Origin of the sequence: Trinickia sp. (genome assembly GCF_051953405.1) — a bacterium.
GTDB lineage: Bacteria > Pseudomonadota > Gammaproteobacteria > Burkholderiales > Burkholderiaceae > Trinickia.
On sequence record NZ_JBQCIV010000152.1, the window covers coordinates 77738 to 102381 of the forward strand.

23 protein-coding genes are annotated in these 24644 nt (G+C 64.1%); 8 read left to right on the forward strand and 15 right to left on the reverse strand.

The genetic code is table 11. The features are described from left to right. Positions 1 to 7: 7 nt before the first annotated feature. The 9 genes from plcR to ACTHN9_RS27745 all read right to left on the reverse strand — a co-directional run bounded on the left by plcR (position 8) and on the right by ACTHN9_RS27745 (position 10528). Complete coding sequence (plcR, locus tag ACTHN9_RS27705; protein ID WP_440540027.1) at positions 8 to 727, reverse strand: phospholipase C accessory protein PlcR; 720 nt, start codon at positions 725 to 727, stop codon at positions 8 to 10. 455 nt (positions 728 to 1182) lie between these two features. Beyond that, positions 1183 to 1512, reverse strand: a complete 330-nt coding sequence (locus tag ACTHN9_RS27710; protein ID WP_440540028.1) for a hypothetical protein — start codon at positions 1510 to 1512, stop codon at positions 1183 to 1185. 159 nt (positions 1513 to 1671) lie between these two features. Continuing rightward, positions 1672 to 3117 carry a virulence factor family protein gene (locus ACTHN9_RS27715; protein WP_440540029.1) on the reverse strand — a complete coding sequence of 482 codons (1446 nt, stop codon included), beginning with the start codon at positions 3115 to 3117 and terminating at the stop codon, positions 1672 to 1674. Then, positions 3114 to 5711: a bifunctional lysylphosphatidylglycerol flippase/synthetase MprF gene (mprF, locus tag ACTHN9_RS27720; RefSeq protein ID WP_440540030.1), complete on the reverse strand. Its 2598-nt coding sequence runs from the start codon at positions 5709 to 5711 to the stop codon at positions 3114 to 3116. The genes ACTHN9_RS27715 and mprF overlap by 4 nt, the downstream gene beginning before the upstream one ends. Positions 5712 to 5982: 271 nt before the next feature. Then, positions 5983 to 6168, reverse strand: a complete 186-nt coding sequence (locus ACTHN9_RS27725; RefSeq protein WP_440540051.1) for a hypothetical protein — start codon at positions 6166 to 6168, stop codon at positions 5983 to 5985. A gap of 41 nt (positions 6169 to 6209) precedes the next feature. Next, positions 6210 to 7535: an NYN domain-containing protein gene (locus ACTHN9_RS27730; protein ID WP_440540031.1), complete on the reverse strand. Its 1326-nt coding sequence runs from the start codon at positions 7533 to 7535 to the stop codon at positions 6210 to 6212. Positions 7536 to 7719: 184 nt separating this feature from the next. Next, positions 7720 to 9276: a SulP family inorganic anion transporter gene (locus ACTHN9_RS27735; RefSeq protein WP_440540032.1), complete on the reverse strand. Its 1557-nt coding sequence runs from the start codon at positions 9274 to 9276 to the stop codon at positions 7720 to 7722. Positions 9277 to 9366: 90 nt separating this feature from the next. Then, positions 9367 to 9993 carry a carbonic anhydrase gene (locus ACTHN9_RS27740; protein WP_440540033.1) on the reverse strand — a complete coding sequence of 209 codons (627 nt, stop codon included), beginning with the start codon at positions 9991 to 9993 and terminating at the stop codon, positions 9367 to 9369. A 118-nt stretch (positions 9994 to 10111) separates the two neighbouring features. Continuing rightward, positions 10112 to 10528, reverse strand: coding sequence for a GNAT family N-acetyltransferase (locus ACTHN9_RS27745; RefSeq protein ID WP_440540034.1), 417 nt, complete (start codon positions 10526 to 10528; stop codon positions 10112 to 10114). A gap of 229 nt (positions 10529 to 10757) precedes the next feature. Between ACTHN9_RS27745 and ACTHN9_RS27750 the strand changes: the two genes are divergently transcribed. Further along, positions 10758 to 11342 carry a hypothetical protein gene (locus ACTHN9_RS27750; protein ID WP_440540035.1) on the forward strand — a complete coding sequence of 195 codons (585 nt, stop codon included), beginning with the start codon at positions 10758 to 10760 and terminating at the stop codon, positions 11340 to 11342. Positions 11343 to 11365: 23 nt separating this feature from the next. On the opposite strand, the gene ACTHN9_RS27755 is transcribed toward ACTHN9_RS27750, so the two are convergent. Together ACTHN9_RS27755 and ACTHN9_RS27760 are read right to left on the reverse strand one after the other, a co-directional pair. Continuing rightward, complete coding sequence (locus tag ACTHN9_RS27755; RefSeq protein ID WP_440540036.1) at positions 11366 to 12289, reverse strand: DMT family transporter; 924 nt, start codon at positions 12287 to 12289, stop codon at positions 11366 to 11368. Positions 12290 to 12527: 238 nt separating this feature from the next. Then, the gene (locus ACTHN9_RS27760) at positions 12528 to 14021 is read right to left on the reverse strand and encodes an AMP nucleosidase (RefSeq protein WP_440540052.1); all 1494 of its coding nucleotides are present in this window, start codon (positions 14019 to 14021) and stop codon (positions 12528 to 12530) included. A 209-nt stretch (positions 14022 to 14230) separates the two neighbouring features. Here ACTHN9_RS27760 and ACTHN9_RS27765 point away from each other — a divergent pair, with 209 nt between their 5' ends. The 3 genes from ACTHN9_RS27765 (at position 14231) to ACTHN9_RS27775 (ending at position 16560) form a co-directional block, all read left to right on the forward strand. Continuing rightward, positions 14231 to 14644, forward strand: a complete 414-nt coding sequence (locus ACTHN9_RS27765; protein ID WP_440540037.1) for a hypothetical protein — start codon at positions 14231 to 14233, stop codon at positions 14642 to 14644. Between the two features lie 120 nt (positions 14645 to 14764). Next, positions 14765 to 15760, forward strand: coding sequence for a homoserine kinase (locus ACTHN9_RS27770; RefSeq protein ID WP_440540038.1), 996 nt, complete (start codon positions 14765 to 14767; stop codon positions 15758 to 15760). After that, the gene (locus ACTHN9_RS27775; protein WP_440540039.1) at positions 15751 to 16560 is read left to right on the forward strand and encodes a BPSS1780 family membrane protein; all 810 of its coding nucleotides are present in this window, start codon (positions 15751 to 15753) and stop codon (positions 16558 to 16560) included. The genes ACTHN9_RS27770 and ACTHN9_RS27775 overlap by 10 nt, the downstream gene beginning before the upstream one ends. A 37-nt stretch (positions 16561 to 16597) precedes the next feature. Here the strand turns inward: ACTHN9_RS27775 and ACTHN9_RS27780 are convergent, their stop codons facing one another. Both ACTHN9_RS27780 and ACTHN9_RS27785 read right to left on the reverse strand, forming a co-directional pair. After that, a complete protein-coding gene (locus ACTHN9_RS27780) occupies positions 16598 to 16774 on the reverse strand; it encodes a DUF3563 family protein (protein ID WP_440540040.1) in 177 nt (58 codons plus the stop codon). A gap of 153 nt (positions 16775 to 16927) precedes the next feature. Then, the gene (locus ACTHN9_RS27785) at positions 16928 to 18073 is read right to left on the reverse strand and encodes an extracellular catalytic domain type 1 short-chain-length polyhydroxyalkanoate depolymerase (RefSeq protein ID WP_440540041.1); all 1146 of its coding nucleotides are present in this window, start codon (positions 18071 to 18073) and stop codon (positions 16928 to 16930) included. Between the two features lie 269 nt (positions 18074 to 18342). On the opposite strand from ACTHN9_RS27785, the gene ACTHN9_RS27790 reads away from it, so the two are divergent. The 4 genes from ACTHN9_RS27790 to ACTHN9_RS27805 all read left to right on the forward strand — a co-directional run bounded on the left by ACTHN9_RS27790 (position 18343) and on the right by ACTHN9_RS27805 (position 21449). Then, on the forward strand, positions 18343 to 19038 hold the full coding sequence (locus ACTHN9_RS27790; RefSeq protein ID WP_440540042.1) for a phosphatase PAP2 family protein: 696 nt from the start codon (positions 18343 to 18345) through the stop codon (positions 19036 to 19038). Positions 19039 to 19208: 170 nt separating this feature from the next. Next, positions 19209 to 19994 carry a molybdate ABC transporter substrate-binding protein gene (gene modA, locus ACTHN9_RS27795; protein WP_440540043.1) on the forward strand — a complete coding sequence of 262 codons (786 nt, stop codon included), beginning with the start codon at positions 19209 to 19211 and terminating at the stop codon, positions 19992 to 19994. Between the two features lie 54 nt (positions 19995 to 20048). Next, entirely contained in the window at positions 20049 to 20723 is a 675-nt protein-coding gene (gene modB, locus ACTHN9_RS27800) for a molybdate ABC transporter permease subunit (RefSeq protein ID WP_440540044.1), read from the forward strand. A 15-nt stretch (positions 20724 to 20738) separates the two neighbouring features. Then, positions 20739 to 21449, forward strand: a complete 711-nt coding sequence (locus ACTHN9_RS27805; protein WP_440540045.1) for a sulfate/molybdate ABC transporter ATP-binding protein — start codon at positions 20739 to 20741, stop codon at positions 21447 to 21449. A 45-nt stretch (positions 21450 to 21494) separates the two neighbouring features. Here ACTHN9_RS27805 and ACTHN9_RS27810 read toward each other — a convergent pair whose 3' ends face one another. Beyond that, positions 21495 to 22385 carry a TOBE domain-containing protein gene (locus tag ACTHN9_RS27810; protein ID WP_440540046.1) on the reverse strand — a complete coding sequence of 297 codons (891 nt, stop codon included), beginning with the start codon at positions 22383 to 22385 and terminating at the stop codon, positions 21495 to 21497. Positions 22386 to 22480: 95 nt separating this feature from the next. Then, on the reverse strand, positions 22481 to 24427 hold the full coding sequence (locus ACTHN9_RS27815; protein ID WP_440540047.1) for a CHAD domain-containing protein: 1947 nt from the start codon (positions 24425 to 24427) through the stop codon (positions 22481 to 22483). Positions 24428 to 24644 lie beyond the last annotated feature (217 nt).

Consider the following 24644-nt stretch of genomic DNA (forward strand, 5'->3'; position numbering starts at 1 on the left):
CGCACGGTCAATGCGTATCGGATGAAGCAGCCTGGTCGAACAACTCGACGCGCAGCGCTTGAAGACGCTGTGCGATGACGAGTTGCTGCTGAGCGGGGTCGGGTATCGTCGCTTGAGCTTGCTGGAAAATGGTTCGGCTTCGCTGCGCGTAGGCGAGGTATCGCGCGTCTTGCGCGGGAGACGGTCCCACCGTCTGCGCCGCATACGCGTCCCATTGCCGGCGCGAGGCAGCCAATTCGTCGCTGCGCGCGAGCGGATCCGGCTCGGCGTCGTTCAGCAACGTCGCTGTCATCGCTTCGGCTTGAAGGGGCAAGATTTCGTTGCTGGCGACATGCTCGGGCAACTCGGAAAGAATACGGCGCGCCAAGCGCATCCTTTCGGCGGCGGACATGCGGCCCTTGCCGCTCCCATATTCGCCGACGAGATCGCGAAACCGCGCGAACGCGATCACGCGCTGCATTTGCGCTTCGGCGTCCGATCGCCCCGCGAGCGCTCTGCGCAACGTCGCGAGGTCGAGCGCGCGTTCTGCCGGCCCCGCTTCCGGACGCTGCGTCGGCGTCTCGGCGGTCAGTAGCGCTTGCGAAGCGGCCGTCGTTGCGCCCCTGCGCGCGTGAGCGATCGTATCGGTCGCCGCTTCCGAAGTTTGCTCGTAGCGCCATATCGCGGCGACGATCATGACCGCCGCGACGACCAGCACTCGCCGCCAAAGCGTCGTTGTTGTTTTCACGCCGTGTCCTTGTGAGCCGCGGTGGATGTGGTCTACGTTGTAGGTCGAAACCGCCGCGTCGTCAAAACGGGCACTAAGCGTTCTACTCTAATTTCCAAGCACACAGATTGCGTTCACGCGAATCCGCTCGATGCCCTATGGATAGGGCCTCTTCGACATCCTCGTTCAATGTCGAACGCCCATGGGCACAAGACGACGTCTTGCATATTCCGCTTGATACCGATGCTCGTGTGCCGGCCCTGGCGCAAGCGCGTTTCGGTCGTCGACGGGGACCGTGTCGCCGAGAGAACTCGTTCGCGAGAGGGGGATCGAGGAGACATCGCCGCCGATGCCGCAGTGGTTGACGTTATGGTCGGAAAGCTGCGACGGGATGCGTCGCCGGTTGCGCGAAGAAGAAGGGCGGCCGATGGAGGCCGCCCTCGATATTGCCCCGTAGCCGAATCGTCGATGGCGCGTCAGTGGCCGATCTGCGTGCTGACGCGGTTTTCTTGCTGATTGAGCGTGCGTTGCTCTTGCTTCGTGATATGGCTGTTGTCTTGGTGGGCCATGAGCCGCTCTTCACGGCGAATCTGACGATCGTCGCGGTGCAGCGTCATAGCCTGTGCATGCGACAGCTCACCTTCGCGCACCTCGTTGTGGATGCGGCGATTCTGATTGGCGAGCCGATCGTTGACTTCGTCGCGGCGTGAATGCGCGGCGTCCCAATGAGTCTGCGCCGAAGCCGCGCCGGCAAACGAAAAAGCCAATGCGGCGACGGCCGCGATACGAAAGGCAAGGCGCTTCATGTTCATCTCTCCTGTCGAGTGAGAGCGGCTTCGTGCCGCTTATCCCCTCAACGTCGCGATGACGAGCGCCGATGACCCGAGATGTGTGACTTCTGCAAGCGAATATTTCAAGCGGGCTCGTTCGAGTTCGAAACGCTGGTCGATCCGAACGATACCGTTTCAGCGCGCCGCCTGAGCGCCGGCTTGGCCGCCCATTCGCTTTTCCCAGCCCGATAAGATGCGCTGTTCCAATTCGTCGTAACCGCGGCCGAAATGGTGTCCGCCCGACGTACGGATGACTTCCTGCTTATCGGCCAGCGCCGGGCATAGGGTATCGGTCTCCTGCGCACCGTAGAAGCATTGCACGAGACCGGCAGGAAGACGATCCACCGCCGGCTTCGCGGGCAACGCCTTGTCGCTGGCCGGCATGCCCAACCATCCCGTCACGCGGATCTGAAAATCCGCCGCCGGGGCGAAGCCCAGCAGCGAAACGATCGACACCTTATCGCGTAGCGCCGCGGGCAGCCGGTCATACGCGAACGGCATGACGTCGGCACCGAACGAGTAGCCGATCAACGCAAACGAATTCGCGTGCCAGCGCGCACCGTACACGCGCAACACGCGGGCGAGATCGCGGCTCACCTGCTCGGGCGTCTTCTCGCTCCAGAAATAGCGCAGGCTATCCCAGCCGACGACCGATACGCCGTCCTTGCTCAACTGCTCGCCGATCGTCTTGTCGAGATCGCGCCAGCCGCCATCGCCCGACATCACGATCGCCAGCATCCCGCGCGGATGCGCCGCGGGCAATTCGACAAGCGGCAAATCCGATACGTCCTGCTCCCCGCCGATGTTGGACTGCAAATGCGGCTCGATCAATGCAGCCAGTTGCGCAACGAGCGACGTCGTCTCGGCAAACACGCGCGGCGGCTTGGCCAAGATCGGCGCCATCAAGCGATCGGCGTCCTTGCCGAAGTGAAATCCCGGCGTATCGGCGCCTTCTTTCACCGCCGAGCGTTCGGCCTGCTGTGCCGCGGCAATCGCGCTTTGCGCCGTCACGCCCGTCTCGACGAAGCCGGGCAACGCGCTACCGCGACTGATGGTCGGATCGGGCGGACATTGCGCGAAGTCATGATCGAGCTTCGCTTGCGGATCGACCGCTACGGCCCCCGCAATGGTATTGGCCGGCGCTTGCGCCAGGACGTGCAACGCCAGTGTCGCGCCTTGGCCTGTCCCCGCCATAATCGGTGCGAAATACCGGTCCGATTTCAACTGACGTTCGAGCTGATGACTGACCGCTTCGGCATCGCCGTCGAGATGGCGGCAGGCTTGCCCCGTCGCGGCGAGGTTCGCCGCGTAACGGCCCGTGTCGACGCCGACGGTCAATGCGCCCTGCTCGGCCAATGCATGGGCCGCTTGGGCATCCGCCGCGCTCCAGCCCTTGCCCGCGGAAAACAGCACGACGAAGCCGCGCATGTCGCCTTGCGGCCATTCGACGGTGACCTCGCCGTACCGTCCGCCCGATACGCGCGATTCGGCCGCATGCGCGCCAACCCCGACGCACAACGACGATGCGCCCGCCAGCAAAGCCAGCCACTTAAATTTTCGAAATGCTGCGTGCAGTGTCATGAACGGCGTCCCCCCGCCAAAATTGAAAGGTCGAGCAGCGTCAGGACGGCGCTCGCCCAACCCGATACCGCGAGATAGCGCGGCTCCCAGCGCGGTTGAAACTTCCCCTTGAACGCACGTAAGCCTTGGAAGTTGTAGAAGCGCCCGCCGAATCGCCAAACCAGCGATCCCAGTTGGTGGAGCGGCGAGCCCAACGGCATCGGACGCACGCCGGAAAACGGCGCCACGCCAAGGCTCAAATGGCGATAGCCTTCGCCCTTCAAATACAACGCGAGTTGCACGAACAAATAGTCCATGACGAGCGGCGAGGCGTCGGAGACGTGACGCATGACGCCAACGGTCGCCTCGACGTTCAGGTCGGTCGTCATGAACGTCGTGAACGCGACCGGCACCCCGTTCTGGCGAACGAGCATCACCGGTTGCGCCGCTAGGTAAGGCTCGCTGAAAGCCGCCACGGAAAAGCTCTTTTCGCGCGCCGAGCGGCTATCGAGCCAACTGTCGGAAATTCGACGCAAGAGATCGAGATGCTCGGGCACGGCCGCGGCATCGATGACTTCCGACGTGCAGCCGTCGCGTTCGGCTCGGCGCAGCGAATAGCGCAAGGCGGCGCGCTTCGGCCCGTTCAGATCGAAGGTCTCGAGCGCCAGCCGAGCCTCTTCGCCGAGCTTCATCAGCGTCAATCCCGAGTCCAAGTACAGCGGCAGCGAATCGGCCCTGACCTGATAAAACGCGGCACGTCCCCCGTGTTTATGCGCAAGCATGACAAATTTGCGAATCAGCTCGGCCCACTGATCGCGCGGCCCGACCGGATCGTGCAAAGCCGCCCAGGTCCGGCCGTGCTTCGCGTACATCAAGAATGCTTCGCGCGAATCGGAAAACAGGAAGCTCTTGTCGCCCATCATCGCCAGGCCGGCATCGCTGCGTTCTTGCGCACGAACGATCTTCACGGCGTCGGTCAAGTCTTGCAGGCTCGGATGCACGAAACGTCCGGCCGCCGGACGCAGCAGTTGCCAGACCCCGAAGGCCATCGCGAACAAGCTCGAGGCGAGCATCGCGCGCAGCGATCGCGCGACGGGCTCATGAAACGCGAACTGCCACCATAGATCGGTCCGGTACGGCACATTGCGATAGGCGAAGAACATCACCCAAGCCGCGCAGATCAGCACGATCGCGACCGAGATCAGCCATCCGGGCGTGAACGGCTCCGCGAACAGCGCCGCTCGCCGGCCGAAGCTGCGGCGCGTGGCGAACAGCAGGACGAGCAGCGTCGCGAGCACCCCGGCCTCGACGAAGGCGAGCCCCTTGATGACCGAGAGCACGAGGCTAATTGCCGTCAGGACGACCGTCAGCCACCATGCGGCATCGAGCCTGCGCAGCAAACCGCGCGAGACGAACAGCAGCAATACGCCGAGCACGCCGCTCACCAATTGCGAGCTTTCGAGGGCCCAGAGCGGCACGAGTTCGCGCAGCAGCGCGAGACGGTGCGCCAATGCCGGGGTAGCGCTCGAGACGATCAACATCGAGCCGACCACAAAGGTGATCAAGCACAGAAACAGCGGCGCGAGGCGGCCGATACGCGCGACCTGTCCGAGCGGTAGGCGCTTGCGCAACGCCCTCGCCTCGTAGCCGACCAGCACGGCGGCGGACAACACGAGCGGCAACCCGAAATAGACGGCGCGATAGGCGAGCAGCCCCGCGAGCAGCGACGGCGTCGCGATGTCGTCGCGCAGCGCGAACATCATGACCGATTCGAACACACCGACACCGCCGGGCGTATGGCCCACGATCCCGAGCAACAGAGAGGCCGAATAAACCGCGAGAAAGCTGACAAAACTCGCATGCCCGGCGGGCAAGAAGACCCACAACGCAGCCCCGGCCGCGGCAACGTCGACCACGCCGAACACGATTTGCGAGACCAAGCCGGCGCGCGAGGGCACGTCGAGCGCGATGCGTCGCCAGCGGGTTTGAATGCGTCGGGTGGTCGCACCGCAGTAGGCGACGGCCCATCCCAACATGATGAGGACAATGAGACTACCGATCTGCAGGGCACGCGGCGCGATGTGCGTCATTGCCGAGAGCGGGCCCGTATCCCAGAGCGCGCCCAACGCGCTGATCAAGACGGTCGCCAAGACGAGCGAGCCACTGGAGAACAACGTGAGGCGACCGACTTGCGACGGCGTGACGCCCGCCGCGCCGTAGACTCGGCAGCGCACCGCACCGCCGGTGAGCGCGCCGAAACCCGCGATGTTGCCGAGCGCGGAGGCAGCCGTCGCGCCGATCCACAGCAAAGGCCGCGACACTTTGGCATCGACGTGGCGCAACCCGATTTCGTCGCGTGCAACGAGTGCGACGAAACTGAGCGCTGTGGCCGCAAGCGCGGCGGCCCACCTGCCAGGAGCGATGCAGAACAGTTGCCGGCTAACCGAGTGGTAATCGATGCTCTGCGAGATCTTCTGCAGTGCGAGCAGCAGCAAGACGCAGACGGCAAGCGCCAGCGCAGGCGAGACGAGACGCTTGTAGTGGATGTGGCGCGCCTTCGCGTAAAACGCAGCTACGACCTTCGAACCGCTATCTCGATGACTTCCGTCTTGCATTTTCTTTGGATCGATCGGACAAATCGACAGCGAGCGCGCCGCGACGACGGCATCGGCGTGCCGTTCGTCGAGGCAGCATGGCGGGGACCGCGCCGACCGATCGATATAGCAACTTGTGATCTGTTACAACGCATTAAGCGCGCAATCGGTTGACTCGAGCCCGCCGAAAAAAAACACGCCGCCGCCCGAGCGGCGGGGCGGCGGCGCGATTGAACGGTTGGGCGACGGGCATAGGGGTGCGCTACGAGAATGCCCGTTCGCGCCCTAATCGTCAAACGAATGGCTTGCCTTCGATTTGCTCGTAGACGACCGCCCCGTCCTCTCCTTCGAATTTTTCGACGTAGTTGCGCGCACCGCACATCGGGCAACGGAACAGCAAACCCTGTCCCTCATTCTTGATCACGACGTCCGCCAGTTCCCATTGCGCCTGGCAGCTCTGATTCCTGCACGTAAACACTGTCATTCTCCTGCCTTTTAGTCAGCCTATTCATCGGCCTATCAATGCCCGCCGTTGTTCTCGTCCGCGATCTTACGCGGACGGCTGGTCCTCTGTGCGGACTTGCGAGGGGCTCTTGCGGGTTTCGGTTTGGCGGGCGCCTCCGACGCAGGCACGGATGCGCTCGCTTGCGGCTGCGATGGCGCTTGCGGCTCCGACGCCTGCGCGCCCGTGCCTGCAGCGGTACCGGCATCGGTCCGTGCAGCCTTCTTCGCTGCGGTTTTGCGCGCGCGACGCGGTTTGGCCGGAGCCGGCTCTGCCACTTCGACCGGCAGTTCGGCCTCGGGCGAAGGCGTTTCGAGTGGCTCCTCCGGCTCCTCCCACCATGCTTCGGGTGCGGCCTCCTGCACCGCTATACTCGGTGTCGCGGGTGCGTGTTCGCGCCCCTGCTTGCGCGCGCCCTTGCTCTTTTTCCGGCCTTTATTGCCGGCCGGCTCCGCCGGTGCGCCAAGCTCCGGTGCGGCCGCCTCCGCGGCGGCTTGCCTGGGCGTCTCGGGCGTTGCGCTCTGGCTCGGCCGATAAACGAACGCGCCGGACTTATCGTCGCGACCGACTTCGAGCAAACCGCGCGCTTGCGCTTCGTCGAGCAAATTGCCGAACGCGCGAAAGCCGTAGTACGACTCAGTGAAATCGGGCTTGCGGCGCTTGATTGCGCTCTTGAGCACCGACGCCCAGATCTTGCCGCTTTCGCCGCGCTCGGAGGCGAGCGCATCGAAGGTCTCGACGGCGATCGCGATTGCCTTCGCCTTGCGCGACTCCATTTCGGCTTTCGGCTGCTTGTCTTCGTCGGCCACGCGTTTAGCGGCTACGCTCGCCTCGCGCGCTTCGCGCTTGGCATTTGCGCGTTGCTGCTCGCGCACGAGATCGTCGTAGAAGATGAATTCGTCGCAATTGGCAACCAACAGATCGGACGTCGAATTCTTCACGCCGACGCCGATCACTTTCTTCGCGTTCTCGCGCAGCTTCGAGACGAGCGGGGAGAAATCGGAATCGCCGCTGATGATGACGAACGTATCGACGTGCGATTTCGTATAGCAAAGATCGAGCGCATCGACGACGAGCCGAATGTCCGCCGAATTTTTGCCCGATTGCCGCACGTGCGGGATTTCGATGAGTTCGAAGCTGGCCTCGTGCATCGACGCCTTGAAGCCCTTATAGCGATCCCAATCGCAGTAAGCTTTCTTGACGACGATACTGCCTTTCAGCAGCAGCCGCTCGAGCACCGGCTTGATATCGAATTTTTCGAACTTCGCATCGCGAACGCCGAGCGCGACGTTCTCGAAGTCGCAGAACAGCGCCATGCTGACGCTATCTTGAGGGGAAGCCATAGAGTTCTCCAGCGATCGGGCGCAGTGGTTCTCGAATTTGAAATTGCGCACATGATAGCCGGTTGCGGGTATGGCTTGGCCGCGTTTGTCGCATTGATCGCGTTTATCGCCGTTGGCGCGTTCGTTGCGCCGACGTCCGCCCGGCGAACGTCGGCGCGAGCCATCGGCGCTTCGCCTCCCTCAGCTACGAGGACACAGGCACGGGGGACAAGACAGGCAGCGCCGCCGGCCAGCGCAAACGCTCGACCGTCACATGCCGATTCGGCGCATCGCGGACGAACGCATCGATCGCTTCGCGTATATCCGTATCGATGAAATCGGCGCGCTCGGCATCGATCAGCACGGTCGCCCGCTCCGGAATCTGGGCCAGACAGCGGGCAAGCATTGGCTTGGCGAAGAAGGTGGCATCCTTACGCACCGAGAGGAGGAAGTAGTCGTCGTGCCGCGTCAACACGAACGTACGCGCGAAACTCGCCTGCATCGCGAAGAGCGCACTCGTTGCGATGCCGATCGCAATACCGATCAATAGGTCGGTCGCCAGCACGCCGACGATCGTCGCGACAAACGGCGCGAGCCGGCCCACCCCTTCGCGCGCCGTTTCGACGAACAGCCGAGGCTTGGCGAGCTTGTAGCCCGTCTGAATCAAAATCGCCGCGAGGCTCGCCAGCGGAATCAGGTTCAATACGGCGGTCAGCACGAACACGCTCGCGAGCAGCAGCGCGCCGTGAATGACAGCGGACAAGCGCGTCTTCGCCCCGGCATGCACGTTCGCCGAACTGCGCACGATCACGGCGGTCAACGGCAACCCGCCCAACAACGCGGCCACGATATTGCCGGTGCCTTGCGCCTTCAGTTCGCGATCGGGCGATACGCGCCGGCGCTTCGGATCGATTTGCTCTAGCGCCTCGAGACTCAGCAACGTTTCGAGACTGGCGACGACGGCTAGCGTCATCGCGACCCGCCAAACATCGGGGCTCGCCAGTTGCGCGAGATCGGGCATCGAAACCGCGGCGAACAGTGCGCTTGGCGAATCGAGTGCGGCAAGCACGACACGATGTTCGGCGGGCGTCGCGAGCGAGGGTGCGATTCGGTCGAGCAACACAGTGACGATGATCCCGAGTGCCACCACGGCCAACGGCCCTGGCACGGCTCGCACGAGCCCGTAGCGCTTCGCGCGCGGCGTCTCCCATGCGAACAGCATCGCCACGGACGCGGCGCAAAGCGCGAGCGAAACCGGGAGAATCTTGCCGAACGGGGTCGAGACCGCAGCGGCGTGCGAAACGCCCGCATCGGCGCCGGCAACGAGCCCGGCGCCAAGCGGAATCTGTTTGACGATCAAGAGGATGCCGATCGACGCCAGCATCCCTTTGACGACGGCGGCGGGCACATAGCTCGCGATCCGCCCGGCGCGCAGCAGACCGAAACCGATCTGAAGCGCTCCGGCGATAAGCACGGCGGCGAGAAACGCCGAAAAACTACCGAGCGAAGCAATCGCGGTGACGACGATAACGACGAGCCCGGCGGCAGGGCCGCTGACGCTCAAATGCGAGCCGCTGAGCAATGCGACGACAAGGCCGCCGACGATGCCCGACACGAGGCCCGCGAACGGTGGGACCCCGGACGCGGTGGCGATGCCGAGGCACAAGGGCAGTGCCACCAAGAATACGACGATGCCGGAGAAGACATCGCTGCGCAGCGTCGAGAACGATAGGGACAAGCTCGAATCGGAAGATTGGGGCATGGTCGTGCGAAGACGAATAGCGCCGCGCCGCGAACAGGCGGCGGGCAGTGAATCGGAAAGGATGATCGGCCGGACTGTTCGACGCGGACGTCAACCCTCGGCAATCGCCGCGAAGGATGAACGCGGCGCTTCTTCGGTATCGGTTAGAGACGTGAGCAGCCCTTCGCGCAAGCCGAACACCCAACCGTGGACCGTCGGCGGACGCGGTGCGCTGCGTACGATCGGCGATTCGCGCAGCAGCGCCACCTGCTCGATGATGTTCAACTCCGCCAGGCGGTCGACGCGCGCCTCGAAATCGTCGATGGCACTCAAAGCTTGCCGATGACGATGCGCGAGCTGGCGCAAGCCGGCGATGCGGCGATTCACGACGGGCAGCGCGTCGGAGGGCTCCGATAGCGCCGCGCGCACGCCACCGCAATGATGGTGGCCGCAAATGACGATGTGCTCGACGCCGAGCGCGTGGACGGCGTATTCGACGACGCTCGAGGTATTGCCATCGTCGGACGTATAGAGATTGGCGATGTTGCGATGGACAAAGAGTTCGCCGGGCTGCGCGTTGGTGATGCGCTCGGCGGGGACGCGGCTATCGGAACAGCCGATCCACAGCACGCGGGGCTGCTGGCCCTGCGCGAGTCGTTCGAAAAAACCGGGATCCCGGGCCGTCGCCTCTTGCGACCATGCGCGATTGGCGAGCAGCAGCCGCTTCGCGTAGTTCATCGATTTCCTCCTGCCGTAGTTCCATAAGGGCACGGACATCATTCTTTCAAATGATTTCCGCATCTCTTACGAAAATCTTACGAACAAAAGGTTCCAAAAAAAATCAAAAAAAATCCCGTTAGGCGTTTTCGCTCGCCCCTCTGATCGCGGAATAGCGATCGATATCGGTGCGCAGCGTCCAGCCTTGGCTTTTCCAGAAAGCTGCGGCGGCGTCGTTGTGTTTGAAGATATCGATATGGCTTTTGCGTATGCCAAGCGCATCGAGCGCGGTTAAGCAACGTTCGACTAGCGCGCGGCCGATTCCCAGACGGCGATGGGCAGGAAGCACGACGAGGTGTTGAAGATAGCCGCGGCGGCCGTCGTGGCCGCACATGAGGCATCCAACAATGCCAGCGTCGATCTCCGCGACAAAGCTCAGGCCAGGGTTGCGCTCGAGGTATCGGGCCGTCGCCTCTCGGGAATCGGCATCGCGCAGCGACACGCCTGGGGTCGCGCGCATAAGAGCGATAACGGGGTCGTAATCGCCGATTTGCATGGGGCGGAAGGTAACGTTCGAGGCGCTATGCGGATTCATCGTTCAGTGTTTTTTGCATCGGGGAATGAGGGTGACACAAGCATCCGTCGCCGGCTTATCTCCCCTCGCCTCGGACGAAGCATGCATCATTACGGTGAAGATAACGCGTTTGGATGAACGCACGACCGCTCGACAGCGCCCCGAAAATCGCTAACAATCCGCCACCCTTGAATCGGACGGCAAACGAAAAATGAATCCGAAACGCTTATTGCTCGTGTCGACGCTAGCACTGCTGATGCTGCCGCTGGCTGCGCTCGCTGTGGTCAAACCGCTTCGCGTCGTTGTACCGTCATTGATGCCGGGAATATCATGCCCGCGCCCTAACATGTGCACCGACAGCGTCGCACAAATCGAAGAGGCGCAACAACTGTACGCTGACGGAATCGCGAAGGCAGCGGCCGCGGTCGGCCCATTTCAACGGGTGCCCCGGGTCGTATTTTGTACGACACCTTCCTGTGCCGATTTGTTTGGACTTGGGCGGCGTGCGGCCGAAACGGTGGGTGACTTCGGACTGATTGTTGCGCCTCGTGGCTGGAAGACATTTTATCTGGCGCACGAGTTGATCCACTATCGGCAAGCGGAATCATTGGGCAATCTGGCCGTCGCCACGAAGCCGAAATGGCTGATCGAAGGCATGGCGTATTCGTTGAGCGCAGACCCTCGGCGTCCGCTAGCCGCCCCCTTCGAACAATGGCGCGCTCAGTTCGAAACATGGCACGTAGGCTTGGGTGGCCGAGATCTATGGGACGCGGCGAGGAGCGTGCCTGCTTACTGAAACGCCCCCACGTCAGCGCGGGTTTACAGGCGCGCGGTAGCTGCGCGAACCGGCAGCCCCGTTTCGCGCACGGCGCGTTGTCGTCCAATCTGCAACAGCGCGATACTCGCTAAAATCAACGCGACAGCCGCTAGTTCCAGCACGCCAACACGTTCGCCGGCGACCCAGCCTATGAGCAGCGCTACGGTGGGTGTGATGTAGGTCGAGCCCGAAGCCGCTACAGCGCCGAGTTCCCGGAGCAAGTAGTAATAAATCAAGAACGCAACGCCGGTGCCTAGAATGCCCAGGCCCACCACAACACCGGCGGTTGCACGCCAATCCTGAAGGATGCGTGCCATCCCCGAGGCATTCGTCGACGCCGCTAGCATGACTAGGGCCAATCCCATCTGCCACGTGACCAAGGCCAAAGGCGGAAGATTGAAGGGGGACAGGAAACGGCGGACATAAACGTACGACAGCCCGAGGATGATCGCGCCTGCCAGCATCCAGAAAACACCGGCAAGATCGATAGGATTGTCTGCCCCTTCCCAGGGCCGAGCGATCAGCACAATGCCGGCGAAGCCGAGCACCACGCCTGCCACCATCAATCCATTCACTCTTTCCGTTCGTAGGAACAGTAACGAGAAGATTGCCGTGAATATCGCGATAGAGCCACCTAGGACGCCGGCGATGCCCGACGGGAGCAGCGCGGTGCCTTTCACAATGGCCACGTAGTAGAAAGCTGTCGCGACGGCCGCCATGACGAAAAAATGCGGCAGATGACGAAGCTGGCTACGGTGAATGACTCTCTGGTGCCATGCGGCGAACGCCAGTGGTAGGAAGCCGAAAAACACCCGCAATAAGGCGATCTGCATTGGGCCGATCAACGCCGTGGCCCATTTCATGTAAATAAAGTTGGATCCCCAGATGAGGCCAAGGAGCACGAAAGAAGCTTTGGTCAGTTTCATCGTATTCCTTGCCGGCCGGTCGCGTTGATCCTCAGTTAATCAAAGCCTAGCAACCGCCGATAGAATAAAAGCGGCATCGCCGTGGGACACGCTGGCCGCGACGCGGCGGCTCATCGCCCAACTCGAGCCGGCGAAGCGTAGCGATAAGAGCGGACTCACAGGCAGAAACCGCAACGCGCCGAGAAACCCGCGCCCCGGGGCGCCACTTTAGATTGCGCCGACCATCCCCCCAGTTTCCCTACTGAAACGCCACCTCCGCAAAACTCCGCAGTTTCCGGCTATGCAGCCGATCGAGCCCGTTCATTCGCAACAGCTCCATCGCCTTCACGCCGATCTGCAAATGCTGGTCGACCTGCGCACGGTAAAACTGATCGGCCATGCCCGGCAACTTCAACTCGCCGTGCAGCGGCTTATCCGACACGCACAGCAGCGTCCCATACGGTACCCGGAATCGAAAACCGTTCGCGGCGATCGTCGCGCTCTCCATATCGAGTGCAATCGCACGGCTTTGCGAAAGGCGCTGCACCGGTTCGCGATGGTCGCGCAATTCCCAGTTGCGGTTGTCCACGCTGGCCACCGTGCCCGTACGCATCACGCGCTTGAGTTCCGCGCCTTCGAGCTTCGTCACCGATGCGACGGCACGCTCGAGCGCCACCTGCACTTCGGCCAGCGCCGGAATCGGCACCCAGAGCGGCAAGTCGGCATCGAGCACGTGATCCTCGCGCACATAACCGTGGGCCAGCACGTAATCGCCGAGCCGCTGCGTATTGCGCAGGCCGGCGCAGTGACCGAGCATCACCCAAGCATGCGGGCGCAACACCGCGATGTGATCGGTGATCGTCTTCGCATTGGACGGCCCCACCCCGATGTTGATCATCGTAATGCCGCTGCCGTCGGCACGCTTCAAGTGATAAGCCGGCATTTGCGGCAGCCGTGTCGGCGCCGTCCCTTCGTCGGGCTGCTCGCCGAGATTCGCGTTGTACGTAACGACGTCGCCGGGTTCGACGAACGACGTGTACTCGCTTCGGTACGCACGCAACTCTTCGTCGTCCGTATGCGCCATCAATTGACGGCCGAGTTTCGTGAACTCGTCGATATAGAACTGGTAGTTCGTATAGAGGACGTAGTTCTGAAAGTGCGTAGGCGACGTCGCCGTGTAATGCTTCAGTCGATGCAGCGAAAAATCGACGCGTGGCGCCGTGAACAAGGCGAGCGGCAACGGCTCGCCGGGCAGCGGTTCGTACGTGCCGTTGACGATGCGATCGTCGAGCGCGGCCAGATCCGGCGTATCGAACACGTCGCGCATCGCCATCAAGCGCTCGCGCCCGAGATCGCCTTCGAGGTGGATCCCCTCGGCGAAGGCGAAGTGAATCGGAATCGGCTGCTGCGATACGCCAACTTCGATCGAGACATGATGATTCTTAGCCAGCAAGCGCAACTGCTCGCGATAGTAGTTGCCGAATAAATCGGGGCGCGTCACCGTCGTCTCGAATACGCCGGGCCCCGCGACGAACCCGTAGGAGCGGCGCGAATCCACGTGCGTGTTCACTTCCGTGTGCAGGCGCACGAACGGGTAGCAAGCGCGCACACGCTCGTGGAACGGCTCGTTGCGCCGGTAGCGGGCGAACGCGTCGCGCAGGAACGCCGCGTTCGCTTCGTAGATCTCGGATAGACGCGCGACGGCGTCGGTGGCGTCCGTGAACGCCTCGGTCGGGAAATCGGTAGGATGCATCGCGCGCGCGTGCTGTGCGTGTTGTGTCAGATCGTTTTTCATCGTTCGCTTCGCCTCGTTCGTTGCAACGACATTACCACGAAGCGCCGTCATCCGGCCCTCTCGCCGCCCACCGCCGCGTGCGCCCGCACGCGGTGCTCGATCGGCGAGCGAGGCGCCGATCGGAGGGGCGCATTTGCTAGAATTCAGGGATCTTCCGGAGACCCATCATGAAGCCGTACTTTTCCGCCGCCGTTTGTGCCGCGTTAGCCGCCGCCAGTTTCGCGGCCGCACCGCGCCTCGCGCTCGCGGCGCCCGCCGACGACGCGCAAGCGCGCGAGGCGCAGCGTGCCGCCAACGAGGCCGCCGGTTTGCCCGACCTCACCAAGATCAATCGTCCCGCGGCGCAGGTGACCTCGAAAGTCGATATCAACGACGTTCCGCGTAAGCCGAGCTTCCACGAGAAAAGCCGCAACGGCACCGAAATCACCGAGTATCGCGATCGCGGCAAGCCGGTCGAGATCGACGTCCACTCGAACTTCGGCACGCACTACCAAATGAGTGCTTCGCCGGACACGTCGCCCCAGGTCCACAGCAGCGCCCAACCGAGTACGCGCCTGCCGTCGATCGGCCTGCACTACTAATCATCGCCCCGCTCGGCAAGCCGCGCGCGGGCCGTCCACGGCCGCACGCGCGGCGGCCACGTGCGGCCTGCCGCTGCCGCCGCACGCCGCCTCCGTTCAATCGCACTCGAAGCTCTTCGCATGGCCGTCTTTACCGTCGTCAATGAAACCGATCTCGCGCACTGGATGCGCCACTACGATCTCGGCGATGTCGTCGATTTCCGCGGTATCCCCTCCGGCATCGAAAACAGCAACTTCTTTTTGACGACCACGCGCGGCGCCTATGTGCTCACGATCTTCGAGAAGCTGACGGCCGAGCAGTTGCCGTTCTACCTCGAACTCATGCGCCACTTGGCGCATCACGGGGTACCCGTGCCGGATCCCATGCCGCGCACCGACGGTGCGCTGTTCGGTCTATTGCACGGCAAGCCCGCCGCGATCGTCACCAAGCTGCCCGGTCGCGCCGAACTGTCGCCCGGTGCCGAGCATTGCGCGGAAGTCGGCCAGATGCTCGCCCGCATGCATCTGGCCGGACGCGATTTCAAGCCGTATTTGCCGAATTTGCGCAGCCTGCCGTGGTGGCAAGAGACCGTGCCGCAGGTGCTGCCCTTCCTCGCGGATGCGCAGCGCGACCTCTTGACGTCCGAACTCGCTCATCAGTCCGCCTTCTTTGCGTCGGTCGATTATGCGGCGCTGCCGGGCGGCGCCTGCCACTGCGATCTGTTTCGCGACAACGTGCTGTTTGCGCCGGCTTCCCCGGGCACGGACCACACCGTCAGCCTCGGCGGCTTCTTCGATTTCTACTTCGCGGGCTGCGACAAGTGGCTGTTCGACGTGGCGGTGACGGTCAACGATTGGTGCGTCGATCTTGCAACCGGCGCGCTCGATTCCCAGCGCACGAATGCATTGTTGCGTGCGTACCAAACGGTGCGGCCGTTCACGGCCGAGGAGCAGCGCCATTGGGCCGACATGCTGCGGGCGGGGGCGTACCGGTTCTGGGTGTCGCGCCTGTACGACTTCTATCTGCCCCGGGCGGCCGAGATGCTCAAGCCGCACGATCCCACCCATTTCGAACGCATTTTGCGCGACCGGCTTGCCGGTGTCGCTCCGATGAGTGCGTCAACGCCATGCAACTAACTGAAGTATCCGCAAAGACCGGCTATGTCTGGTACCGGCAAGGTATTTGGCTGTTTCGTCGAAACCCGCTCGGGTTTCTGACGATTTTCTTCACGTATCTGCTGGCGATGATGGCGATATCGCGGATTCCGCTGGCTGGCGCGGTGCTGTCGCTCGTGCTGATCCCGGGCATGGCCGTCGGCTTGATGACGGCCTGCCGAGATACGATTGCCGGGAAAATCGTATTCCCCACCGTACTGCTGGATGGATTCCGGTCTTACGGCGCGGCCGGCGCGGTGCGCCTGCTCGAACTCGGCGGCTTTTACGTCGTGGCGATCGTGCTGATTGTTGCGGGGTCGTCGCTCGTGGATGGCGGCGTGTTTTTCAAGCTGATGATGGGCACGGGGCCGGTTTCTTCCGACGCGCTCGTCGCCACCTCGCTCGCTCTGACGGAACTTGTGGTGATCGCCTGCTATTTGCCGGTGGCGATGCTGTTCTGGTTTGCACCCGTCTTGACGGTGTGGCACGATGTCCCGCCCGTCAAGGCGCTGTTCTTCAGCTTCGTCACGTGCTGGCGCAACCGAGGCGCCTTCATCGTGTTCGGCGCCTTGTGGCTCGTCACCGCGATCGTGGTGCTGTTCGGGATCTTGGCGCTGATGATCGCCATCGGCGCGCACGAGTATGCGTTCACCGTGCTATATCCGGCCACGGTCACGCTGTCGGCCGCACTCTACTGCTCGTTCTACGCCACGTATCGCGGCTGCTACGGTGTCCAAGAAACGAACACCGGAAACGGCGCCCCGAAAACGCCCGGCGTTTAATTCACGGCGGCTCGCGCGATCGCCCGGTTCCGAGCGATCAGCGTGCGATTTGCCAGGAGGGATGCGCGACCGCGGCTTCGCGGTCGAGCTTGCGCATGCGGAACTCGAGATCGTACAGATCGGAGGCTTCGGCAAGGTAAGCGTCGTTGCGCGCCTTTTGGCGTGCTTCGGCCGTTTGGGTCAGAAGAAGGAACAGGCGGCTGAATAGGAACATGATGACCTCGTGCAGTAGTAGGTGTTAACACCTAAGCGATAACCCGCATTATAGGGAAAACCCTAGACCTGCGCTAGGGGGATCCGAGGCTGTGGTTTTTCCGCATCACCGAAAGACGTCATTGCCGCTGGGTTGGCCGCTCAAGTGGCACCGTTATCGCCCCGCTACCCGGCGCGCGGGGGCGGGCTGACGTCGGCGCAGATCGCGCAGGAAAGCCCAGATCCATTCGCTCGCATCGGGCCCTTTTTCGGAATGGAACGGCACGGCCTCGTCGCCGCCGGCCCAGGCATGTCCCAGACCGGCGACGCGGCAGACCCGCAGCAGGCACCGGCCGTTCATCGAGTAATCCTGGATCTGCGCGTCGCCCGCTTGCGTCTCGCGCGCCGCGCCTGCCGTCCAAGCGCCCGTGCGGTCGACAAAGCCGTTCAAGCGAAGAAACGCCAACCCGAGCTGCTCCGCATTCTTCGGGGCAACGACCCGATCGGCTTCGCCGTGAACGATGATGGCCGGCATCCCGGGATAGTGCGCGACATCGACGATTGCGTCGACGAGTGCGATGGGATCGCGCCGCACGCCGCGCCGCATCACATCCATCGCCGTCATGCCGGAATGGGCCTCGCCCAGCGCCGGTGCAGAATGCAGCGCGATGCCGGCGAACCGGTCGGGATAATTGAGCGCGAGCAACGCGGCCAACCCCGCGCCCGCGGATAGTCCGGCCAAATAAACCCGCTCGGGATCGACGCCGTGGTGAGCAATCAGCGAATCGACGAGCGAGACGACCGCTCGCGCTTCGCCTAGCCCAGCCGTCTCGCGATCGTCGTACCAATGCCAACATCGATGCGCGTGCGCGTGTTTCGACTGTTCGGGATAGACGACGGCGAACCCGTGCTCGTCCGCCACGACATTCATGCGTGTGCCCATCGCAAACTCGTCGATCGTCTGTTTGCATCCATGCAGCATGACGACCAGCGGCATGGGGCCTTTCGCGACTTTCGGCGGCACGTACAAGCCGTAAGACAAATGGTTGACGAGACGGCCCGGCACCGGCGGAGCCGAGTGGTACGAGCGGGTCCATTGACCTTTCGTCCAGGCGCCGGTGCGGGGGCGAACGAGCGACTCGCGCGCTTCGGGTGCGCCGGGCGCGTCGCGTTTGGCGGCGCGTCGCACCGGATCGGCACGTGGGCGGCGCTTCGGTTTCGGCTTTGTCACCTGCTTCAGGTACTCGGCCTGTGCCTTGGGAACGCCCGACATCATGCGTTTGAAACCCTGCAGCCAAAGTTTGGTCAAGCTCTTGGTCATTGGACGTGGCTCGCTAAAAGGGGACAGTTAAACAGTGCGGCGCAGTGTTATGACGCAATGCACAATATACCCTCTTCGCATGTTGCTGCCCCGGCGTCGCTCGCACCAACTGGGACGCGTACCGCGTGCGCGGGCGCACGTGCGGGCGCCACCACGAGCCGCGGTGCCTCGTTATACTGTCCCTTCACGCGCCGGCTGTCGCCTTTTCGGGCCGCTCGCGCGTTAAGCAAATAGGAGTTGTGCGGTCGAGTTGTCCGGCCGTGCCCAATATGTACGATCTGCCTCTTCACCTCTGGTTTTCGATTACGCGCCTCGGCGGCGCGGGCCTGACCTTGCCGCTCGCCATCGCGATTGCGCTTTGGCTCGCGCTCGGTTATTCGCGGCGCCTCGCCCTCGGGTGGCTCGTCATCGTCGGCGCGGCGGCCGGCGTCGTCACGCTCACGAAGATCGCGTTTCTCGGCTGGGGCGTCGGCATTCGCGAATGGGATTTCACGGGCGTCAGCGGGCACGCGATGCTGTCCACGGCCGTGTACCCCGTCGCGTTCTTCTTGACGCTGCTGCCCACCCGCACCAGCGTTCGGCTGGCCGGTTTCGCCTGCGGCTTGGCGGCTGGGCTCGCCGTCGGGCTGTCCCGCGTCGTGCTCAGCGCTCACTCGCCGTCCGAGGCCGTGGCCGGCTGCATCGTCGGCGCACTCTCGGCCGTCCTGTTCGTTTGGTGGGCTTGGGACGCCAAACCCAGCAAGCTGTCGGCCGTGCCGGTTGCGGTCAGCCTATTGATGCTGACGGCGGCGCTGCACGACGTGCGGGTGCCGACGCAGTATTGGATCACGCATATCGCCCTGCATCTATCCGGCCGCGAGCGGCCTTACATTCGCGCCCGTTGGAAAGCGGGACATCACATACCGCACTCGATCCCCGCCTCGCCAATGGGCCACAGCGCGGCGCTCCCATCCCCTTTCGCCTGATCCGTCCCCGCCGGTAATCGGGCCGCACCGGTTGCCGATCCGCGTTCTTGCCCGGCTTGCTGCACCATAGGTGCGACCCTATGTCCGTCATCGGCCAATGCGTTATTACCTTCGGTATATTACGATGTCGGTTTCGGTCCCTCTTCGTCCTCACGCTCATGAACGCACGCATGACTGCCGTCCGCCGCCGGCTTCGCACCCTCGCGCTTTGCACCGGTGCGGTCGTGGCCCTTTGCGCCCAGAGCGCCGCTCGCGCCGATGAACTCGTCGTATCGGCCGCCGCTAGTCTGACGAATGCCTTCCGGGAAGTGGCGACCGCGTTCGAACAAGCGCATCCGAACACGAAGGTCGTGCTCAATTTCGGCGCCTCCGACGTGCTGTTGCAGCAGATCGTCAACGGCGCGCCCGCCGACGTCTTCGCGTCCGCCGACGAAACCGCGATGGACAAGGCCGTCGAGGCGAAAGCCGTCGTGCCCCATACGCGGCACGATTTCGCGACGAATTCGCTTGTCATGATCGTGCCTGCCGATAGCCGCCTGAAAGTACCGTCGGTGGGCGAAACGATTGCCTTGCCGCAGGTGAAGCGCATCGCCGTCGGCGATCCGGCATCGGTGCCCGTCGGGCGCTATACCAAGGCGGCACTTCAGCAGGAAGGCACATGGGACGCCGTTAGCGCCAAAGCCGTACTGGCCGCCAATGTGCGGCAGGCGCTCGATTACGTGGCGCGCGGCGAGGCCGACGCCGGCTTCGTGTACAGCACGGACGCCGCGTTGATGCCGAAGAAGGTCAAAATCGCGGCGACCGTGCCGACCGCCCAGCCCGTGGCCTACCCGATCGCGCAAGTGAAAGGCAGCGCGCACGCCGCGCAAGCCGATGCATTCGCGGCCCTCGTGCTCTCGCCGCAGGGCCAAGCCATCCTAGCCAAGTACGGCTTCAAGCCGCCGGCAGGCCGTTGAGCGACGAGATTCGGATCGCTCGTATCGTTTGGATCGTTCGGATAGCCACCCGCCATGCAAGACGCCTGGATTCCGCTTGCGTTATCGCTCAAGGTCGCCGGATGGGCGACGGCGCTCGATGCGCTGCTCGGCGTCGCCGCGGGCCTCGCGTTGGCGCGCTGGCGTTCGGGCGCGCGCGACATCGTCGACGCCTTGCTGACGCTGCCGCTCGTCATGCCGCCGACGGTGCTCGGCTACTACCTGCTCGTGCTGCTCGGCCGCCGCGGCCCGATCGGCGCGTGGCTCGATACGTTCGGCGTGCGGCTCGTCTTCACGTGGGAGGGCGCGGTGATCGCCTCCATGCTTGCGGCGTTTCCGCTCGTGCTCAAATCGGCGCGGTCCGCCTTCGAGGCCGTCGATCCGCAATTCGAACACGCGGCAAGAACGCTCGGCATTGGCGAAACCGCCTTGTTTTTTCGCGTGACGTTGCCGCTCGCGGCGCGCGGCATTCTCGGCGGAGCGCTGCTTGCGTTCGCGCGCGCGCTCGGCGAATTCGGCGCCACGCTCATGATCGCCGGCAACCTGCCGGGGCGCACGCAAACACTGTCCGTCGCCGTCTATTCGGCCGTGCAGGCAGGCGACGATCATACGGCGAACGTGCTCGTCCTGATCACCTCCGTCGTTTGTGTGATCGTGCTGCTCGTGGCCGGGCGGCTCATCCCGCAGCACAAGCTATCGATGTCGCAGTAGCTCAGGACATTGGCCATGACGTTGACCGTCGATATCCGCAAAACGCTCACCGCGCGTGAACGTCGCTTCGAACTGTCCGTGTCGTTCACGGGAAGCTGTCAACGCATCGTGCTGTTCGGGCCGTCGGGGGCGGGCAAAACATTGACGCTCAAAGCCGTGGCGGGGCTGCTCAAGCCCGACGCAGGGGCCATCACGCTTGGCGGGGCACCGCTGTTCGATGCCGCGCGCGGCATCGATATCCCCACGCGGGAGCGCGCAGCCGCCTATTTGTTTCAGGACTACGCGTTGTTTCCGCATTTGAACGTGCGGCAAAACGTCGGCTTCGCGCTGCGGCGCGGCTGGCTCAATCCGCGCTCGCGCGAAAGCTCGCGCGAAGTCGAGTATTGGCTCGACGCCTTCGATTTGACGGCCGTCGGGAGCAGCTATCCCGCGCAGCTATCGGGCGGACAAAAGCAACGCGTGGCGCTCGCGCGCGCGCTCGTCGCCGAACCGCGGATCCTCCTGCTCGACGAGCCGTTCGCCGCGCTCGACGCCGGCATGCGCGAACGGATGCGCCGCGAACTATCCGATCTGCAAACGCGGCTCGATATTCCGATGGTGCTCATCACGCACGACGAAGCCGATGTCGCGGTATTCGGCGATCAAGTCGTTCAGTTGGCGGGAGGCAGCGTGCAAGAAGTTGCCCACTACGAAGGGTTCACGGCTCGCAACCTGCCGCGCCGATAAACGCCGTTTCGGGATGCGGCCAAAGGCTCGGGCCGTCTGACGCACTCACTCGGCGGTGCCGAGAATGACGCTCGATGCCTTGAAAACGGCCACTGCCCGTTTTCCCTCGGCAAGGGCCAGCGTGGCGGCGCTCTCGTTCGTCACCACCGCCGTGACGACGGTCGAATCGAGATCGGGCGATGAGCCCGTCGCACCTTCGAGCGCGAGCGAGACTTCCGTGTTCACCGCGCCGCGCGTGACTCGCGTCACCACCCCGCGCAGTTGATTGCGAGCGGATAAGCGCAGCGGTTGCCCTGCATCGGCGTCATCGGCCATCAGCATCACCCACGATGCCTTCACGAGCGCAAACGCCGGTGCGCCCACCGCTAGGCCGAGCGTTTCCGTGCTTTCGTGCGTGACCACCGCGACGATGGTCTGCCCGCCCGGTAGCGCCAACGCTATTTCGTCGTTGACACTGCCGCGCGTCACGGCCGACACCGTGCCGTAGAGCTGATTCCGAGCACTCGTTTTCATGCCGATTCTCCCGATCAATGCCCAATCGCCGGCGAAATGCTCGATCGCCGCGCTCGCCCGTTCGATGAACTTGCCGTGTTCGCGCTCGATCGCATGGAACGTTTCGATGAGGCGGTGAGCACGCGGGGTCAGCGTCGTGCCGCCCCCGCCCTTGCCGCCCGCTGCTCGCATGACGAGCGGCTCGCCCGCAAGATTGTTCATCGCATCGACGGCGTCCCACGCGGCCTTGTAGCTCACACCCACCGCCTTCGCCGCGGACGTGATCGATCCCGTGTCGCGAATCGCAGCCAGCAGCGCAATGCGCGCCGCGCCCCCGAGCGTTTGCTGCCCCGCTCGCAGCCAGAGCGAGCCGCCGAGTTCGAGCGGGGCGCCCGAGCCCTCGCCGATGACGGATTGGGGCGGGGTCGGGGGACGATCGCTCATGAGGGCAAGCCGCGCGGCGCAGGCAGAGGGAGGCAGACGGAGATAGAGTCGGCATTATAGGCGCCGGTCTCATCGCCGAGCGGATAGACGTGCTGCTACGTGTTGCGCACGATCTTGGGTTTGCCCAACGCCTGCAACAACCGTTCGCCTTCGATGGCGGACCAGCGGTTCACCGCCTCGCACCAGCCTCGCGCGAAGCCGTGCTGGTAGGGGGGCACGTCGAGCGCCTCGAGAAAATGCAATGCCGCCGTGGCATCGCTGCCGTCTCCCAGCACGCTTTGGATCCGGCCGAGCTGCTTCGCGACTTCGCGCCGTGTCTTGCGCGACGCCAGCGATTCGAAGAATTCCAGCGTGTAACGCAGACGTTTGGCTTCGATGCGCCGGCGATGACGCTCGGCGGGAGTCAGGGTCGTCAGTGCCGGCTTCGCAATCAGGCGTGCGTAGTGCTTGCGCACCCGCTTGACCGCATAGCCGACAAGCGGCTTATGCGCCATCGCGGCCGGCCCTGCCGAAAAGCGCCGAGCAGCCAGCCAATGCAGCCAAGCCAGGGAAAGCGCGGCGTAGCGGCGAGTCCGCAAGGCGGCGCGTACCTGCGCGCGCGCTTCGTCTCGCGACGCCACGGCTCGTGCTTGGAGTGGCGCCCAGGCCGAGGCATCGATATCAGCCTCGGCCAGCGCGGGCAGCGTGGCATCGACGAAGACGTCGAGATCGCGCGCCCGACCGAGCAAGCCGCCAAGCCAATCGAGGTCGGGGACCATCGCACGTTTCCACGTTTCGTCGGCCCAGCGCGGGAACGTCTTAAGCAAGGTTTTCAATCGGCGCAAGGCGACGCGCATCTGGTGCACGTATTCCGTATCGCCACCCGTATCGCCGCCCCTATCGTCGCGCACGCCGGCGTCGTTGCCGAACCACTGCCGCGCGATACTCGCCCCCGCTACGATCAACGCGTCGTGCGGCGTCTTGGCATGGGACAGATCGATGCGCGCCGCACGCACGGGCTCATCGCCTGCGGCGCGTGTACAGGCACTCGCATAACCGTCCGTCAGCGTCGGGAAAACGGGCAAGACATCGGCCAAGGCGGTCGCGGCCGCAAACAGCACTTGCACCGTCGACCATTCCGTCCGGGCTCGCTGATCGAGTACGGCATCGGTGGCGTGAGGTCCGTCGGCGCGCCCGCGTGCGTCGGTTGCCGGCGTCGAAGCCGCTTCGCCGTCGTCCGTCTCGGTCGAAGAGGTTGAAGAGGTTGAAGAGGCTGCGGAGGCCGCGCCGCGCGATGGACCGAGGTACGCGACGAGCCGCAATTCGCAAAACGCGATCGGCACCGGGCGTCGGTCACGCGACGGGGCCGGCGCAGCCGAACCTCGCTCGCCACGGGCGGAGGAATCGGTGCAATCCGAGGAGGGATCGTCGGTTGCATCAACGGTATCCGCGGTATCGAACGCCGCGCGAGCATCACGGAGTTCGATGTCGACGACGCTGTCGTCAGGCCCGGTCCATCGCCAGACACCACGCCGGGCGATCAGCGCGGGAGATGGCGCGAGTTCGCCGGCTTTGCCGAGCACATCCTTGAGCGCTCGCGGCAGCGCGTCGCTGAACGCGAGCGGCGTCCCCGGTTCGAGCGGCGCCTCGCAGACGGTTTCGCTTCGCCAAACGCCGGGCGTCAAGGCGTGCATGCGCATGGCCTTCACGCGCCGCGCCCCGTCCGGAGCCGACGCGAGCAAAACGCGCCACCCGCCGCGCGGTTCGATGAACGCGCGGACCGTCGACATCTCGAAGGCCTCGGTCTGCGCCGCCCCGGGCATTCTGCTCAGTGCATCCGCAATCGCTGTCGCCACGTCCGGCTGCTGCGCGGTGCTCCCCGCGGCGGCATGGCGACGCGCTGCTGCCCGCCTTGGCTTGTGAGTAGCGCGCTTACCGGCGTCCGCTTGGGCCGCGATGCGATCGACTGCCTTGGCTGCCGGCCCCGCCGCGAGGGGGCCGGCCAGCCATTCGCTTGCGGCCGCGGGCTCGACCGCAAGCACGAGTTCGACGGTATCCGACATCCCTGCTCCCCAGCTCGATTGCAGCGTCCATGATATACACGCTAGCCGCCAGGGACATCCACGCAACGTGAGCCGGCCGTTCCGTCAGACCTACGCAAACCTGCTCATTGCTGAGCAAATCCGCCGCTGACTTCCTGCTTCACCGAGGCCGGTTTCACTCGGGCCGCAAGACCCGAGCCAGAGCCTTCCTCTCCACAGGCTGCAACCGTGGAACTCA